This is a genomic window from Arthrobacter sp. ISL-65 (assembly GCF_018613795.1).
Lineage (GTDB): Bacteria > Actinomycetota > Actinomycetes > Actinomycetales > Micrococcaceae > Arthrobacter.
In genome coordinates this window covers 1-17,264 of the sequence record NZ_JAGGPN010000041.1, presented here as the reverse complement: position 1 = coordinate 17,264, position 17,264 = coordinate 1, and the positions used below count along the sequence as shown (strand labels likewise).

Below are 17,264 nucleotides of genomic sequence, written 5' to 3'. Positions count from 1 at the left end.
TCTCGGCTGAAGTGGCGCCGCGGCCCCCGGCGACGGGAGCCGCAGCGACAGACCAACTACTTCTTCGCAGCCCAGGCCGAGATGGCGAATTGACCCATGGGATCGCGCTTTCCGACGTCGATGCCCTTGGAGTAGATGAATTGGGGAACCGCCACGATCGGAACGTACCAGGCCTTGGCCGTCATCGTGTCGTTGAACTGCTTCGCGTTCGCCTCGAAGGTATCTTTTGTGGAGGCGTTCAGCGCGTCGTACGCCTTATCGAGATCCGGATCGGTCGAAGCGAACGGATTCCATACGGCAGAGTAAGGCAGCTTGTACAGCCGGTACGCTTCGTTCGGGAGCGTGCCGTACAGCCCGTACGAAACAGCGCCGGCGGAGAACTTCTTGGCCGCGAAGTCCGTGAAGAACGACGAGTTCGGGAGCGACTTCAGGTCGAGCTTGATGCCGATCTTGCCGAGTTGCGCCGCTGCGGCGTTCACTGCGATGGTCGCGTCAGGGTCGTCGCTGTTCACTTCGAGAGTCATCGAGAAACCGTCGGGGTAACCGGCGTCGGCCAACAGCTTCTTAGCCTGGTTGACGTCGTAGGTGTACTTCGAGGGCAGGTTGTCGTCGTGGCCGGGGAAACCGGCGCCGGTGAACTGGTCCTGTGTGGTGATCGCGGTTCCAACTGCCTTGGCGATCGAGTCGCGATCCAAGGCCAGTGCCATGGCCCGCCGCACGCGCACATCGCCGAGTTCGGGGGTGAGCTTGCCTGCCCTGTCCCACAGCATAATGGCGGTTGCTTGCACTCGTCCTACGGTGCTGTCGAAACCCTTCGACTTGGCCTGATCGGCCAGCTGGGCGCCACCCGTCATGTTCACTTGGATCTGTCCGGAGGCCAGCGCGTTCATCGCCGTGTTCTGGTCTGCGATCACACGCAGAATGATTTTCTTGTAGTTCTGGCGCGATTTGTCATAGTACAGCGGGTTCGGCGTGTACGTGTAGTGGTCGCCGTTCTGGCTTTGCGCTGCGTCGTAGACATAGGGTCCCGCGCCGAACGTCGCGGTCTTCAGCTTGTCGGGGTTGGCGAGCCCAGCAGCGCTGATGATCATGCCGTTGTTGCAGTTACCGCTGTCCGACAGGATCGACTCCATACCGGCGAACGGTGCGGGCGACGTGATCGCGATGGAGTCCTTATCGACCGCGGCGATTTTCCACGGCTTGATGTAGCCGTCATTGAGCCCGGGCACCGACTTGTAGTAGTTCAGCGTGTTCAGCACCGAATCACGCGTGACGTCTGTTCCGTCGGCGAACTTGACCCCGCCGCGGATCTTCATCGTGAAGACCGTTTTGTCGCTCGAGTACTGCCATGACGCAGCAATGCCGGGCTCGTAGCCGCCGTCCTTCGTGATTCGAATTAGCGGTTCGTAGGCCAGCTGGAACATCGGGCTCGAACATTGCTGCGTGAGCTCAAAGCTCGTGGGCGAATCGATAGGGAGTGCGACGGTGAGTGTGTCGGACGCCGACCCTGACGAGGAGCCGCCGCTGCCGCACGCGGTGAGGGCCGCCACTCCAAGCGCCACGGCGATCAAGCCCGCTGCGAGCCGTCTACCGCGGCGTACCTTTCCTATCGTCCGACCTTGCTTCAGAACTTGCATGGAACCTTCTCCTACTGTCATCCGTGGTCGCGCGCATTCACGCTCAACCATCCGGTCCAACCATCTCTTGACGGTCATCATTTAGTTCAGGGTTTGCGCTGTGTAACGTTCAAGACTCTTGGCACTCCGGTGTGCAATGTGGATCTTTCCGACGTTCACTTCCGCGGGGATTTGGCGATCTTCCGGGAATGCATAGAATTCGGCTGACCTTCGTCGGGAAGGTGACGCTATCCCTGACGGTGTGGGTCATGACTCATAATCATCTGGGACGCCCTCTATGAACATTGGAAAGTTTCCGAACAGAGCGTCGAGCCATAAGTGTCACCACGATGCTGAGTCGCACCGACGACCCGGCATTCGGGTACCGGTTTATCGCCGACGAACTCCTTCAGAAGGGCATCGCAGCGGGCAGAACAGGGTCCAACGCTTATGCCGGGACCACGGCATCTGGTCGGTGTTCTCGAAGAAACGCGGCCTGAACCGCAGACCCGGGCCGCCGGTCCACGACGACCTGGTGGAACGGGACTTCACCGCAGCTGCTCCCAACGAGCTGTGGCTGACGGACATCACCGAACATCCCACGGCCGAGGGCAAGTACAACGGACTCCAGCAAGCCATCGACGAAGCCAAGGCCATCAAGCCCAACCTCGACTACCCGGCCGGCCCCACCTACCACCTCATGGGCTTCGACACCCCGACGTTCACGCCCATCTTCGTGGCCAGCCGCATCACCGGCTGGACCGCTCACATCCTCGAACAAGCCGCTTCCAACTCCCTGATCCGCCCCCTTAACGCCTACATCGGCCCTGAAGAGCGCTCCCTCTTACCGCCGGTCCACAGATCGGCACCTAAGCTGCCGTGAGGCGCTGGATGATCATCCGGATCTTCACCTATTCGCAACGGCTCTCGGCGCCTCACGGCTTACTACCACCCAACAGATCCACTGATCCTCCAATAACTTAAGGTCAGCAAAAAGGATTAAGGCCCGCAACCTGTTAAACTCCTCGTGGGCGCACTTCTGAGACACCAGCTAAATTGGGAGAAGAGGTCGGCCGACCGCAAGGGGATCACGTATCTTGCAGTTGACAACAGTAAAGTAGTCCGAGGGCGCATAGCCCTTCGTGGCGGCGAGGGGGACGCGCCCGGGCCCGGCGGATCAAGGAAGCGAAGTTCCCGCGCAGCAAACGCCTCGAAGACCTGGACCTGGCCCAGATCCCTGACCTGCCGCCAGCGACCCTGACGCAACTGGCCACCGGCGCGTGGATCGATGCCGGGGAACCGCTGGTACTCCTCGGCAATTCCGGGACCAGGAAAACACACCTTCTCATCGGCCTGGGCATGGCCGCCGCCGAGCAGGGACGGCGGGTCCGCTACATCACCACCGCAGCGCTGGTCAACGAACTCGTCGAGGCCGCCGACAACAAGGAGCTATCAAGGCTGGTGGGCAAATACGCGCGCCTGGATCTCCTTTGCCTCGATGAGGTCGGCTACGTCAAGCTCGATACCCACGGCGCCGAGCTGCTGTTCCAGATCATCACGGCCAGGGAAGGACGGGCATCCATCGCCTGCGCAAGCAATGCGCCGTTCAGCGAGTGGGGCCAGACGTTCACCGACCCGCGACTCGCGGCGGCGGTCGTGGACCGGCTGACCTTCCGCGGCCACATCATCAACGCCGGCACCGATTCCTACCGGCTGAAAACAACCCAGCAGACCATCAACAACAAGTCCCGGCAAAACTGACCGGAACACCAACAGGGTGGGGCCAAAACAAGCGGCGAACCCGGGGCCAAATCAACTTACTATTCCCACTCTAGTGCGGCAGGTTTCAAAAGATTCGATAGTCAGGTCCGATTTCGGAGCATCAGGGCGCTTCGCGCGGCAGATACGCATGAGCGAGTTTCAGTGCTCCTCCCGACGATGGGGGTCGTAGTCGCTATTGAGATCCCGGCTAGGGAGAGTGATTCCTTCGGGAGTTGCACCTACCGGTCGTCCTTGTTTTCCAAACAAACTTCTATTACGCAGACGCTTGCCGAAGAGTCATCGGCAAATACTGGGATGTTTATCGTTCAATTGCTGAATGATTTCTGACTTCTTCAGGGAGAGTTGAGAGGAATATACGTGGAGGACCTCAGCGAGGAAAATGGAGAATCTACGGTAGGCTCAGGTGCTGCTTGGAGGCTCTCCACCCCGCTCTTCGGCGGGTTCGCGCCGCCGGGCAAGCACGTCTGCGTCTGAGCAGTATCCTGTCCCGCTGCGCTTGAGGCAGACGAGGCCCTTTAGGTACCCACCGGCGTCGACGACGGCGAGCCGGCGCAGTCCCTGGGACTTGAGCCACGCCGTCGTCCGTTTGATGGGCCACCACTCCGAGGCCGTCCGGCCCTCAAGCCTTCCCAGATGGACTGCGGGCGCCTCGTCGGGTGCTTCCGCCGCAATGTCAGAACGTTCGATGGTGGTCAAAAGCCGTCGATCTGACGCGACAACCAAGACCAGGTGCACGTGATCATCAGCGAATAGGGAACGAACTTCGCTAACGGTCGAAGTCCGAGGGAGCGTCTTCGGGATGTTCACCATCGCTGCCCCGACTGTGCCACTGATCGCTGACGGAGTACTCTCCTGCCGGTCCAAAACTTCTCCCTCCCCATATAGGTCGAGTATGGGCTCCCGTCCTCACCGCGGGCATTGGAACCCAACCAAGCGAATAGGCCCAGCCTCGGCTCTTCTCCAGTCCTCCGTCGCGTTCATGCGGCATCAGTAGACCCTCCGACCCCTCGGCGTCGGGCCCCCAACCAGCTCATCTGCAATGAGCTGGTCATTCACCAAGGTTCTTGCACGAAAGGGCACGTAAGTCATCAGCCGGAGCAGGCCCTCCCAAGAACATAGCGTGTCTATGGAATCGTGCTTCTCGCTGCTGTAGGAGGGTGTCTTGGACCGGCATCGAAGTACCGCCAAGCCGAAGTTGTTACTGACGTTCCGCTGCGAGTATGACCAGAGCAGACTACCCAGCCCAGCCTAAACAGGTCAGCCAGGAAATGACCGACGGTCCTAGCCGGTAACGCGACGACGACTGGCGAATGCGTGGACAAGTAACGCCACGAATACCGCCATACAGATGAGCGCCCCGATGGCAAAGGTCGTTCGGATACCGACCCCGGTTGCGTGGAGATCCGGTGCCATATTTGCTGCAAGCACAGCGCCGGAAACGGCGGTGCCGAAGGATGCGCCTACAGACCGTAGGACCTGGTTGAAGCTCACGGAGCTTCCCAATTCCGCTCTTGCCACGCTTCTCGCAATAAGGGCAGGCATTGCAGCGTAGCTGGCCCCCATGCCGACACCGAAAGTGACCATCCCCAGGAGAATCTCCCAGAGTTCGTCGTGAGCAAACCAGAGCAACATTCCAGCCCCGGTCATAATGCCGGCACCAATCGGCAGCAGCGTTGTTAGCTTTATTCGGCGTGAGAGCCACCGGACGAGACGGTTAGCCGCGAAGCTTCCCACGGATAGCGGCAACATCACGAATCCAGCCCAGAAGACCGGGAGGGCCATGCCATACTCTGTCGAGAGGGGAGCTTGTGCGACGAGACTTGATATTGAGAGGCCGATGTACATTGCGGCGCCCAATCCGGTTCCGGTGGCATTAGCGAGCAAGACCTCACCGTGTCGGAATACTCTTAGGTTGATCAGGGGGTCCCGCAGCAGTAGCCCCGTCCTGACCCAAAGGACCAGGAAGAGAGCGGATAAAGCAAAGCTGCCCATAGTCCAAGGAGAAGCCCACCCCCACGTTGGAGCTTCGCTCACACTGATAAGCAGTCCACCTAGACCCAAGCCAAGCAGCGTGGCTCCGTAGTAGTCGAACGGTAATCGTGCGGCTTGCTCATCGGGTCCTGCCGGCACCGCAACGAAGACCACAACGATCGCGGAGACTACAAAAAGCACGGCAAACCAGAAAGCGATACGAAAATCCGTCAGGCCCGCGATCACGCCCGTGAGAGGGTACCCAATGCCCAGCCCGGTAGCCACCGTTACGGACAAACTTGAGATAGAAGGCTGCACTTTGTCAGCGGCAACGTAGCGCCGGGCAAGGGCAATTGTGACCGGTACGATTCCATAGCTCAAGCCCTGAAGGGCCCGGCCAATGAGGAATACCGTAAAGTTTGGTGCCAAGGCCGCCACTACGGAACCAACGAGAATAACGGCCAGAGATAGCAAGAGAAGCAGCTTCTTGTGAGGGCCATCGCTTAGACGTCCCATTATTGGTGTAGAAATCGCGCCAAACAAGAGGTTAACAGTGAGCATCCACTGCGCGGTACTGACGGAAACGTCCATTTCACGAGAGATAGCAGGCACGAGCAACATGCCGAGCGAACTCACGATCGAAGTCGACAGCGCTGCATAAATCAGCGCCGGAACCAGGCGGGAGGACGCAGCCGAGTCAGTCATCGAACGAATCCGATGCCAGTTTCCTTGGGGCAGGTACTGCTACTTCAATAGTCGTCCGTTCTTGGAGCGTCGATATTTCTACACCGAGGTCAGTCACCGTTTCGCGCCCTCCCACCCACTGCTTGTATAGCCGGTGGCGTGCGGGCTCGGTGTTTCCGATCGGGTTCGGCCGATGGGCCGCACTGTCTCCAATCCCCGAGACGAGCTCGCTTCCCCTAAGTTCACGGACGGCACGCGGGATTCCGTTTGAGCTTGCGTGCACTATCCGCGTCAAGTTGAAGGTAGTTGTCCGGCGAATATCGGCGGGACGGTCCAACGTTCCATTCGTGCCCACAGGCATCGTCCGCTCTGGATGCAGAGTTTGAAGTAGCGGATACAGGTTCTCCATAGAGGAACACGTCATAACGTCGCTCATTCATGAAATTATACACAAGCAACTTGATAAAGTTGCATGATGTTTCTGTGATGTTTATCGCCGGGAAGCATACGAGAGTCTCGGACTGGAAGAGCACCACATCAAAGTCGGTCGGTGATCTCGGAACCGGCAAGATCCTGCACGAGTTCAGATGCGCCGCGTACGGATGGTATCTGCCTTCAGGGGTGCTGTTACGGGCGATCTCGCGGCTGACCGTAGAGACGGAGCGGCCCAGGGCCTCGGCGATCTTCCGCTGCGATTTCCCGGCCGTGAGCAGGTCACGGATCGTCTCGCGTTCCTTGATCGAGAGGTAGCGTTCATCAATAGCCTGCTCCAACGCAGGCAGCGGAACTATGCCGATTCCGGTGGCTGGGATTGTGGTGGTCACTCCATTGTTGTAGTCCACCGCCCGGCCGCTAGGGTAAATTCTGCCGTTCTGAGTCCTGCGGATGCCCGTGTCCCATTCATCGGCAGTCTTACGGTGGATACCCAATGTCCTGGCAGCATCCCGGCGCGAAACGCCGGACTGGCGAAGCCGGAAGAAGTCCTCCCGGGTGGGTCGTTCCGAACGCTTCCGGGCCAGGCCGGCTTTCCTAATCCACTGGTAGCAGATGTTCCGGTTCAGCCCGAGCTCTGCCGCGGCATCGGACGCGTTCCCCAGTCGATCAAAAACCCGGAAGAACTCTTCCTTCTGCTGAACAGTCGACCTCAAATACTTCCGAGGCTTTGACGAAACTTCGCTTAAATGCGGCACGGTCGTTGCAACTCCCAAAATCTATAGGTGTCGCAACGACCGTTAGAACTCAAGAAGCCGCACCCGCCGTCGTAGTGCCTTGGAGAAGAGGCAGACTGCTGCGGACGCCCCCAAGCCCGCGAGCCGGCCGAATGCTCGTGCTAGAGGCTCATATCCTCCGCCGCAGTATGCCGGTAGAAATCGACGTGCTCCGCGGGGAGCGGATCTTTGTTGAGGATGACGTCGGCCGCTTTCTCGGCGATCATCATGACCGGCGCATAGAGGTTGGCATTCGGGATAGATGGCATCACCGACGCATCGACAACTCGAAGACCTTCAACGCCGTGTACTCGGAAGCTGTGGGGATCAACGACGGACTGGTCATCGTTCCCCATCTTGCAGGTCCCGCACGGATGGTAGGTGGTCTCGGCATCCTGGGATACCCAATCGAGGATCTCCTTGTCCGTTTGGACTTCGGGGCCGGGCGAGAGCTCGCCGCCGTTGAATGCTGCGAAGGCGGGCTGATTCATGAGGGCTCGTGTAGTGCGAACACCGTCAATCCATTCTTGGCGATCACGTTCGGTGGACAGATAATTGAACGTCGCAACGGGTTGTTCGAACGGATCGCTGTTCCGCAACTTGATGTGCCCCTTCGACTGTGGCTGCTGCGGCCCGAGGTTAATCTGATACGCGTGAGGCGTCTCTGCGGGGGTGCCGTCGTTCCGCACCCCAAGCGTGAGCATGGTGAGCATCAGGTTCGGCATCGGGGCGTCATCGAACGAGCGGACGAACCCGCCGCCCTCGAAGTGATTCGACGCGCCCGGCCCGGTCCTATTGAGCAACCACTTGAGACCTGTCATTGGATAGGTGTGCCTTTTGACGACGCTCTGGTTGGAGACGGGCTGTTTGCACTCGAACATGATGAACGCTTCAAGGTGATCCTGCAGGTTCTCGCCGACGCCAGGCAGGTCGGCGACGACGTCGATGCCGTGCTCCCTTAGCTCGGCGGCGTTACCGACGCCCGAAAGCTGCAGCAGCTGTGGCGAGTTGTACGCGCCGCCGCTCAGAATGACTTCAGCGCCTCTCGCGATGGTCCGCTTCCGAAACCGGGTGGCAAACTCGACGCCGACTGCGCGTGTCCCCTCGAACACCACCCGTGTTGCTCGAGCGCCTGTGATGACATCGAGGTTCTTCCGCTTCTTCACCGGGGCAAAATAAGTGCGCGCAGCGTTGTAGCGTTCACCGTTCTCGATGTTTGAATCGAAAGAGGAGAAGCCCTCCTGCCGGTAGCCGTTCACGTTGTCGACGAGTTCGTAGCCGGATTGCTCGGCCGCTTCAAAGAGCGCATCGAACAACGGGTTTCGGGAGCCGTTGTGATGATGCTGATTAACTGGAATAGGTCCCGATCGACCTCGGTACGTACCGGTTGGATCCGAGCCTTTGAACGTCTCAATCCGCTTAAAATACGGAAGAACGTGAGCGTAGTCCCATTCCTCGGTTCCGGTTTCTTGGGCCCAACGCTCGTAGACGAGCGGATTGGCGCGCTGATAAAACATCCCGTTGATCGAGCTGCTTCCACCCATGACCCTGCCGTGGTAGTGGTCAATGCGACGACCCTTGAGCCCTGTCTCCGGCTCCGACTTGGTACGCCAGTCATACAAGGGGTGGCCCATTAGGAAGAGGAATGCTGCCGGCACTCGCACGGGGACATCAAGTGACGAGTATCTGTGACCGGCTTCAAGGACCAATACTCGGTTTTGTGGATCTTCGCTCAAACGGTTCGCGAGGACGCAACCTGCGGAACCTCCCCCAACAATGATGTAGTCATAAGCGTCAAGCTTCATTGTTTGTCCTCACTTGGTAGATGGCATTGTCGATCGGCGTCGATCCGACCGAAAGCCGTGGTCTTACTCACATCCTTCCCCAAGTGCCGGAGCGAGGGGCTAGGGAAGATTACGAAGTACCGGACGGCGTCTTGTGAGCGATGACAGATCACGGGGTCTCCGTGTTCCCAGACGGAGCGACCCAGGAAGCCGATCCAGGTGCCGATACGTCGTGGTCAGTTGTGCCAGGGCTCACTTTTCTGCGTTCGTTTCAGAAAATCTACGAGGCGGCGCCCATCGCGGAAAGCCATGATTGAGCTTGACAGTGACCATACCTGGACGACGACCACGACCACGACCACTGAGGAGCAACTCGACAATGACCCTGGAAAGCATGGACTTTATGGCCTTTGCGGAAACGTACCTCGCTGATACGAACGGTGAAGACGCTTCGAAGGTATTCAACCCGGCGACCGGCGAAGTAATCGCCAGATTCCCCATAGCGTCTGACTCCGACGTCGATGCTGCCGCGCAGCGGGCCTCCGAGGCGTTCAAGACTTGGGGAAACACCTCCCCAGCTGAGCGCGCGGCCGCGCTGCTCAAAATCGCGGACGCGGTCGAGCAGGAGACCGATGAGTTCGCACGGATCGAGAGCCTGAATGTAGGCCTTCCGATCGGAGATGTGCGCGACTTCGTGGTGCCGACTGTCGTGGATGTTCTTCGATTCTTCGCGGGTGCTGCTCGCATCTCGACGGCGCCCGCCGTCGACGAGTACGACAACGAAAGCACTTCATGGGTTCGGCGGGAGCCGCTCGGTGTCGTTGGACTCATCACACCTTGGAACTACCCTCTACTGATGGGAGCCTGGAAGATCGCGCCGGCTCTCGCGGCCGGCAACACTATGCTGCTCAAGCCGGCAACGGTGACCCCGCTCAGTACCCTCAAGCTGGTCGAGATCGCCAACCGATTCCTTCCTGAAGGCGTGATCAACCTCATCCTCGGTAGTGGATCGGCGGGCACCGCAATGGCCAAGCACCCAGCAATTCGAAAGATCGCGTTCACCGGCGCAACCTCGACCGGCAAGTTTGTGGCAGCAACGGCCGCAGAGACCGTCAAGAAGGTGGGCCTCGAGCTCGGCGGCAAGGCACCGGTGCTGGTGTTCGCGGATAGTCCAATTCGCAAGACGGCCAAGGACCTCGTGACTTTCGGGTATTCGGGCGCTGGCCAGGACTGCACGGCTGCTTGCCGCATCATCGTTGAAGAGTCCGTCTACGAGGAATTCGTCGAAGCGTACTGCAAGGAAGTCAGCGAGCTTGTCCTCGGCGACCCATCCGATCCTGCCACGACTCTGGGGCCGGTGATATCAGAAAAACAACTGAAGTCAGTCCTCGGGTTCATCGAACGCGCCAGGGAAGCCGGCAACACGATCAAGACGGGCGGGCGACAGGCAGATCGTCCAGGCTGGTTCATCGAGCCGACTGTGATCACCGACGTAAAGCAGACGGATGAGATCGTTCAGAGCGAAGTGTTCGGCCCGGTAGTTAGTATCCAGTCGGCGAAAAGCGATGACGAAATGCTGCAGCTCGCCAACGACGTCAATTACGGCCTGTCGGCCAGCGTGTGGACGACCAATCTTGCGCGCACGCTGCGCTTCACGAAAGAACTGCGCTTCGGCACAGTTTGGGTCAACCAGCACACGCCCAATGTGTCGGAAATGCCATTCGGCGGATACGGCGAGTCGGGCTACGGCCGCGAGCTATCGCTGCACGGCCTAGACGAGTACTCCCAGCTCAAGCACGTCATGGTCAAGCCAGGGCTCGACCTTTAAGAAGCAGGGAGGACTAAGAGATGACAGAGAGATCAGTGACCACGATTACGAACATTCCCACAATGATGGCTGCGGTTCAGCTGCTCGGCCACGGCGGTCTCGACCAGCTGGTGTATCGGACCGATGTGCCAACCCCTGTGGCGGGGCCGGGAGAAGTGCTGGTCAAGGTTGGTGCGTGCGCGCTCAACAATACCGAAATCAACACGCGCACTGGATGGTACGACCGGGTGGTAGAGGAGTCTGTCTCGGAGGAGCTTGGTCGGTCGGGGCGAGACGACGATGCCGGTGCCACCTGGAATAGCACGAAGATGTCGTTTCCCCGGGTTCAGGGGGCTTCGGTGGCTGGAACGATCGTGGCAGTCGGGGAAGGAGTGGATGAGAGCCGGATTGGTACCCGAATCGTCGTGGACCCGTCTGTTCGGGATCCGAAGCTTCCTCGCCGTGCACAGATTGTTGAGTACCTGGGTGGTGACCGGGACGGAGGATTCGCGGAGTATGTGCATGTGCCGTCTGTGAATGCGCATGGGGTGAGCACCGACCTCAGTGACGCTGAACTCGCCACTTTCCCCTGCTCCTACGACACTGCCGAGGAGATGCTGGCTCGGACCGAACTGAGCGATGGCGAGACAGTCGTCGTCACCGGCGCAGCCGGCGGGGTGGGCACTGCTACAATCCAACTGGCGCAGGCACGTGGGGCCCGTGTTATCGCGATTGCGAGTGCTGGCAAAGAGGCTCGACTGCGGGAACTCGGTGTCGACGGATTTGTCCCTCGAGACGCACCGGACCTCGCAGCTGCTGTAGCAGATGTCATCGGTGAACGTGGTGCCGACGTCGTTATCGATGTTGTCGGGGGCAGCATGTTCGAGAGCTTGCTCCTCATGCTTCGGCGCGGGGGTCGATACGCGACAGCGGGAGCCATCGGCGGACCGGTGAGCCGTATCGACCTTCGAGAGCTCATCTATAAGGATCTGGAGTTGCACGGGATCACTAACCCAACGCCCGAGACGTTCGCGCGTCTCGTTCGTCTCATCGAGGAGGGAAAGATCAAGCCTCTCGTAGAAGAGGTCTTTCCGCTCTCTGAGCTCAGTAAGGCTCAGGAGACGATGCTGAAGAGAACCCATATTGGCAAGATTGTCGTCATACCTACGGTTCCATGACTTCCGGTTCAAGTACCCAGAACTGAAACATTTGAAGGCGCTGACCCGGGACTTGATGGTCCCGGCCAGCGTTTTCGCTTTTCTTGCCGGGCATCGGGGACGGCCATCGGTTCCGGGCCAGTCACCCCATCTGGCCTCTAACAGCACTGAGTAAACGACGACGGCGAGCTCGCTTCCGAGGTGCGCGTCGCCGTCGTCATTCACCTGCGGAACATGACGATTACTGCCGGCCTATACGGCTGTAAAAATCAGCGTTCTTACGGCGATGGACGCTCGCCGTCACAACGCCTAAGACGAACACACCGACGATAAGGGCCATGAGTCCGGCAGCGAGTGCATCGGAACTTCCAATCAGAGCAGGTTTGGAGTTTCCCCGAGCATACGAACGGACTGTCGGCTCTAGTCCAATGTTCACCACTCCGTTTCTGCATCTAGTCTGTTCTCAAAGTGGACTGGTACGTCTAACGACGTGAACGGGATCCAGATCGACGTACACGACATGACGCAAGGGGACCCAAAGCATGGGCACGCATTTGACACACTGGGGAGCCTTCGAAGCTGAGAGCGACGGAACGTCGCTGCGGTCCGTCAAACCATGGTCTGGAGATCCGGACCCCAGAGACATTCTCAATAATGTGGCCTCAGCGCAACATCATCCAACTCGCGTGCTGCGCCCGGCCGTTCGTTCGGGATGGCTGGAGCACGGACCAGGGAGTGGATCAGGACGTGGTTCTGAACCCTTCGTTGAGGTGTCTTGGGAACGGGCCATAGAGCTGGTCAGTGCGGAACTCAGTCGTGTCTACGCGGAATACGGCCCCACGGCTGTATACGGCTGCTCCTATGGATGGGCCAGCGCCGGCCGCTTCCATCATACCCAAAGCCAAATCCACAGATTCCTGAACTCCCTCGGCGGATATGTTGCAGGTGTGACCGACTACAGTTACGGGGCCTCCGGCGTACTGCTTCCGCACGTGATCGCTCCCCCGGTTGAAATCATGGCGAAGGCAACATCCTGGGACGTGGTCAGCCAGAACACGCAACTGTTCGTTGCGTTTGGCGGATTGTCAGAAAAGAACAGTGGAATAGGCCCTGGTGGAATTGGCCGCCACGTCGCTCGCAACGCAATTAAGGACGCGGTTGCGCGCGGCTGCCGCTTCATCGATGTATCACCAATCGCAGATGATACTTATGGGGAGGCCCAGGCCGAATGGATCGCCCCCGTTCCCGGCAGTGATGCCGCTTTGATGCTGGCATTGGCCTTCGTTCTGGATGCTGAAAACCTCGCTGACTCGCAATTCCTGGACCGCTATTGCGTTGGGGCGGATAAATTCTTGTCCTACGTCCGCGGTGAAGTTGACGGAGCGCCCAAGAACCCCCAGTGGGCAGAAAAGTTGACGTCGATACCTGCCGAGCGAATCGTCCGGCTTGCGCGCGAGATGGCAGCCTCCCGGACGATGATCAACATCAGTTGGTCAATGCAGCGGCAGCAGCATGGCGAGCAACCTGTTTGGCTCGGTGTGACGCTGGCAGCCATGCTCGGCCAGATCGGGCTGCCGGGTGGTGGTTTCCAGCATGGATATGGCTCCTCAGCAGACGTCGGGTTGCCCTTGCGAGTCTCGAGCGCGCCCTCCTTTCCCCAAGGGCGAAACCAAGAACCGTCCTATATCCCGGTAGCTCGAATCTCGGACATGCTGCTTGAACCGGGTAGCCAGATCGACTTCAATGGCAATCGTTTGATTCTGCCAAAAATCGAGCTGATCTATTGGGCCGGGGGCAACCCCTTCCATCATCACCAAGACCTTGCCAAATTCCGTAAAGCATGGTCAAAACCCGCAACCGTTATCGTCAATGAGCAGTTCTGGACGAGTACCGCGCGGCACGCCGATATAGTTCTGCCTGCAACCATGACGTTTGAGCGAAACGACTATGGGGCCGGCCGTAACGACCCTACGTTCTTTCCCATGCACGCTCTAACGTCACCCGCTGGAGAAGCACGCGACGATTTCGATATCTTCGCCGCTGTAGCGGAAAAGATGGGACGGGGTGATGTTTTCACCGAAAACCGGGACACGATGGGCTGGCTTCGCCATCTATACGACGGGTGGCAGAAGAGGCTCGCTGACAAGGGAACGGTCGTCGTGGATTTCGACACATTTTGGGCGAGCGAGAAAATCGAGATCCCCGTAATAAAGCCGGATCAGGTACTTTTTTCCGAATTCCGGCGCGATCCAATTGAGAATCCACTGGCCACCCCTAGCGGCAAGATTGAGATTTTCTCCTCGACGATCGAAAGTTTTGGCTACCCTGATTGTCCCGGCCATCCCGTTTGGATTGAGCCCGACGAGTGGCTTGGGTCGGCTGGCGATTACCCGCTGCACCTGATAGCGAATCAACCTAAGACCAAGCTACACAGCCAGCTGGACATAGGGGCCACAAGTCAAAAGTCCAAAATACAGGGACGCGAGCCCCTTCGAATGAATCCTGAAGATGCCGCCGCCCGGGGACTTTCGGACGGACAGGTTGTCCTGGTTCGAAACGACCGGGGAAGGTGCCTGGCCGGCCTGGTGGTTTCCGCTGCCATACGTCCGGGAGTTGTCCAGCTTTCAGCAGGGGCCTGGTACGACCCTGCACCCGATGATCCATCGTTCTGCCGCCACGGTAATCCCAATGTGCTGACATCCGACAGGCCGTCCTCAATTCTTTCGCAGGCCACTACTGCGCAGCACGCGCTCGTTGAGGTTGAAGCATGGTCAGGCGATATTCCTGAGCTGGATGTGCTCACACCGCCCGTTTTGGTGCCGGACCAGTAGGATACTGGCTCATTGCATTTGGCTCTCCGCGCGGTTCATTCCTGCACCCTATTACTCGTACCGCATTCGCCCGAAGAAACGGATTAGTCAATGTCAGTTCAGCCCTCTGCCGTCGGTCCCCTCCCTCCCTATGATCCAGAAATTGCGCGGTTCATGGCCAGCATCCCTGCCTATGAAGACCAACGGGCGGCGCTCGAAGCGATGATTCACCAGAGGGAATGCGTTCTAGGGGAGGATCAGATTACTCGTAATGGGACGTTCACCGCTCGCACGAGGGTCATGCAGGGCCAGCAGGGACGCTCCTGACCATGCATCTCATAGATCCGGCACACCAACCGGCACGTGGTGCCATCGTTTGGTTGCATAGCGGCGGGATGGTTTCCGGGGCGGCTCTCTCACTGGATCTTCCCCAAGTTTTGGACATCGCTGAAGATGAGTCCCTGCTCGTCGTTGCAGTGGAATACGGCCTGGCACCCGAACACCCCGCCCCCGCGGGAATGCTGGATTCTCTCGATGCCTTTTAAATGGGTCGCAACCCATGCAAACGAGCTCAACTATCCACGGAACGCCCTGTTCCTTCATGGACTCAGCGGCGGTGCAGGTATGGCCGCCGCAGTGGCATTTGAAGCGCGGGCCGCCGGCTTGGACTATGCCGGCTTGGTCATCGACGGCGCCATGATTGACGATCGGATGCGCTCGCTCTCCTATCAACAATTGGACAGCAGTGCTGCAGACGTCGCCAGCATGTACCGCATGATGTGGAACGCCGTCCTGGGAAAGGCCTCGCCCTCAATACTTGCGGACTATCCCCACCTTGCTGTTGGCCGACTGGTCGACGAAGACTTCTCCGGCTTCCCGCCCGTATTTCTCATGTGCGGCGCCAGTGATGCCTTCCGAGACGACACAACGGCTTTGGCTCAGGCAATCTGGCGTTCCGGAGGCACAGCAGACCTGCACCAATGGGCGGGCACAATTCATGGTTCCGATCTGATGGTGCCCGATGCCCACGTCTCCAAGGAATCGGCAGCCGTCCGGAGAGGGTGGTACGACAGGCGAATGACGAGAATTGAAGAAGACACAAAACCGTTGCTGGACGGGAAAGTTCAGGCCATCTGAGCGGCTCGTGCCCCCTCCTTAATCCGCCCAACGTGCTCGCTTCCAACTCGAACACGCAGAGGGCATCGGGCTAACGGTGCGTTTACGTACCCGGTTCCGAATACACTGCCCAACGCTCTCCCTAACACTCCCTGTTGCCTCATGTCAATACCTCCGCGAAGGGGCATACGTTGCGTCATTGGAAAACCTCCGGTTGGGGCGTCGGTTCCAGTCCTCGTTGACCGGCGGTTTGATGGGTGCCGCTTGCTTGGCGGTGGCCAGGGTTTCGAGCCGGCCGGTGAGGGACAGGATCTGCCGGGACAGCGCCGCTGGCCTGACGTTCCGGTATTCGGTGTTCATGAGGATTGCTGTCTTTCGGTCAGCACGAGGGTCGCCGGCGGTGCGCCGGTGCGGGGTGGCCGGAGCATCATGGATCTTTGTCACCTTGGCGCCGTGGCGGGTCTTGGCTACGAGCTTCTGCTGCGGAAGCAGGTAATTGGTGAAGGTCCGGTCCAGCTCCCAGATCTGGTTCAGCAGTTCCAGTTCCGCGGCGGTGTCGTAGCGCAGGTAGCCGACCAGCTCGCGGACCCTGGACCAGTTTTTCTGCTCGACGTGGGCGCCGTCGTTCTTGTTATAGGGGCGGGAGCGGGTGAACGTGATCTGGTGTTCTTGGCAGAAGTCGAAAAGCTCGTTGTTGATGAACTCACCCCCGTTGTCCGAATCAATCCCGACCACGGGAAACGGAAAGACCGACAGGACGTGCTGCAGGGCCGCGAAGACGTGCTTCTGCGCCCTGTTCGGCACGGACCTGTTCACCGTCCATCCGGTGGCGATGTCCGTGACGGTGAGCGTGAAACAGTACTGCCCGGAACTGTTTGACCCCTCATGGCCGACCAGATCGATCTCCACGAACCCGGGTACGGCGTCATCCCACTGCGCCCAGGTGCGGATCGGAATCTGCGATTTCAACAACGATCCCGGCTTGGTGTGGGACCGTCCGCGCGGCAGCAGCTTGGCCCGTTCACCGGCCAGGCGCCTGTCGATTGTAGCCGCACTCATCCGCCGCAGCAGCTCCGCCTGCGCGTCGGTGATGTCCAGGGCCTTTTCCTCGCGAGGCATCGGAACGAGTTCGGGCATCACCGCTGCCAGGAGTTTTCCGGCAGGTGCCCGCAGCACCGCCCAGCAAAACACCAGGGCCGGCTGCAGATCCGCACCATACACCGGTACCCGGCCGGGCCTGACCCGCCAGGGTTTGGGCGGGTCAAGGGCATGCCGCAGCACCGCCCGGGCATAGTCCCGGTGCCAGCCAGTCAGCTCAACGACCTCGTC

11 protein-coding genes and 2 pseudogenes are annotated in these 17,264 nt (G+C 59.4%); 7 read left to right on the top strand and 6 right to left on the bottom strand.

What is annotated here, in order from left to right:
* Positions 1-56: 56 nt before the first annotated feature.
* Positions 57-1,718 carry an ABC transporter substrate-binding protein gene (locus tag J7I85_RS18235; RefSeq protein WP_214854505.1) on the bottom strand — a complete coding sequence of 554 codons (1,662 nt, stop codon included), beginning with the start codon at positions 1,716-1,718 and terminating at the stop codon, positions 57-59.
* A 260-nt stretch (positions 1,719-1,978) separates the two neighbouring features.
* Here J7I85_RS18235 and J7I85_RS25990 point away from each other — a divergent pair.
* Positions 1,979-2,499, top strand: a pseudogene (locus tag J7I85_RS25990) (citrate/2-methylcitrate synthase); the annotation flags it as partial.
* Positions 2,500-2,777: 278 nt separating this feature from the next.
* Positions 2,778-3,377 (top strand): annotated as a pseudogene (gene istB, locus J7I85_RS18220) (IS21-like element helper ATPase IstB); the annotation flags it as partial.
* Between the two features lie 420 nt (positions 3,378-3,797).
* On the opposite strand, the gene J7I85_RS18215 reads toward istB, so the two are convergent.
* The 4 genes from J7I85_RS18215 to J7I85_RS18200 all read right to left on the bottom strand — a co-directional run bounded on the left by J7I85_RS18215 (position 3,798) and on the right by J7I85_RS18200 (position 9,066).
* The gene (locus J7I85_RS18215; RefSeq protein WP_214854503.1) at positions 3,798-4,094 is read right to left on the bottom strand and encodes a hypothetical protein; all 297 of its coding nucleotides are present in this window, start codon (positions 4,092-4,094) and stop codon (positions 3,798-3,800) included.
* 585 nt (positions 4,095-4,679) lie between these two features.
* The gene (locus J7I85_RS18210) at positions 4,680-6,074 is read right to left on the bottom strand and encodes an MFS transporter (RefSeq protein WP_214854499.1); all 1,395 of its coding nucleotides are present in this window, start codon (positions 6,072-6,074) and stop codon (positions 4,680-4,682) included.
* Between the two features lie 221 nt (positions 6,075-6,295).
* Positions 6,296-6,877 carry a helix-turn-helix domain-containing protein gene (locus J7I85_RS25985; RefSeq protein ID WP_214854496.1) on the bottom strand — a complete coding sequence of 194 codons (582 nt, stop codon included), beginning with the start codon at positions 6,875-6,877 and terminating at the stop codon, positions 6,296-6,298.
* Positions 6,878-7,383: 506 nt separating this feature from the next.
* A complete protein-coding gene (locus tag J7I85_RS18200; RefSeq protein ID WP_214854493.1) occupies positions 7,384-9,066 on the bottom strand; it encodes a choline dehydrogenase in 1,683 nt (560 codons plus the stop codon).
* Positions 9,067-9,424: 358 nt separating this feature from the next.
* On the opposite strand from J7I85_RS18200, the gene J7I85_RS18195 reads away from it, so the two are divergent.
* The 5 genes from J7I85_RS18195 (at position 9,425) to J7I85_RS18175 (ending at position 15,956) form a co-directional block, all read left to right on the top strand.
* The gene (locus tag J7I85_RS18195; protein WP_214854490.1) at positions 9,425-10,873 is read left to right on the top strand and encodes an aldehyde dehydrogenase family protein; all 1,449 of its coding nucleotides are present in this window, start codon (positions 9,425-9,427) and stop codon (positions 10,871-10,873) included.
* A gap of 20 nt (positions 10,874-10,893) precedes the next feature.
* Positions 10,894-12,030 (top strand): alcohol dehydrogenase family protein, encoded by a 1,137-nt coding sequence (locus J7I85_RS18190; protein WP_214854487.1) that lies wholly within the window; start codon positions 10,894-10,896, stop codon positions 12,028-12,030.
* 521 nt (positions 12,031-12,551) lie between these two features.
* On the top strand, positions 12,552-14,840 hold the full coding sequence (locus tag J7I85_RS18185; RefSeq protein ID WP_214854484.1) for a molybdopterin-dependent oxidoreductase: 2,289 nt from the start codon (positions 12,552-12,554) through the stop codon (positions 14,838-14,840).
* Positions 14,841-15,214: 374 nt separating this feature from the next.
* Complete coding sequence (locus J7I85_RS18180) at positions 15,215-15,364, top strand: alpha/beta hydrolase fold domain-containing protein (RefSeq protein WP_214854481.1); 150 nt, start codon at positions 15,215-15,217, stop codon at positions 15,362-15,364.
* Positions 15,354-15,956, top strand: coding sequence for an alpha/beta hydrolase fold domain-containing protein (locus J7I85_RS18175; RefSeq protein WP_214854478.1), 603 nt, complete (start codon positions 15,354-15,356; stop codon positions 15,954-15,956). Before J7I85_RS18180 ends, J7I85_RS18175 begins: the two co-directional genes overlap by 11 nt.
* A gap of 144 nt (positions 15,957-16,100) precedes the next feature.
* Here J7I85_RS18175 and J7I85_RS18170 read toward each other — a convergent pair.
* The coding region (locus J7I85_RS18170; protein ID WP_214854475.1) for a DDE-type integrase/transposase/recombinase at positions 16,101-17,264 on the bottom strand (1,164 nt) is incomplete at its 5' end.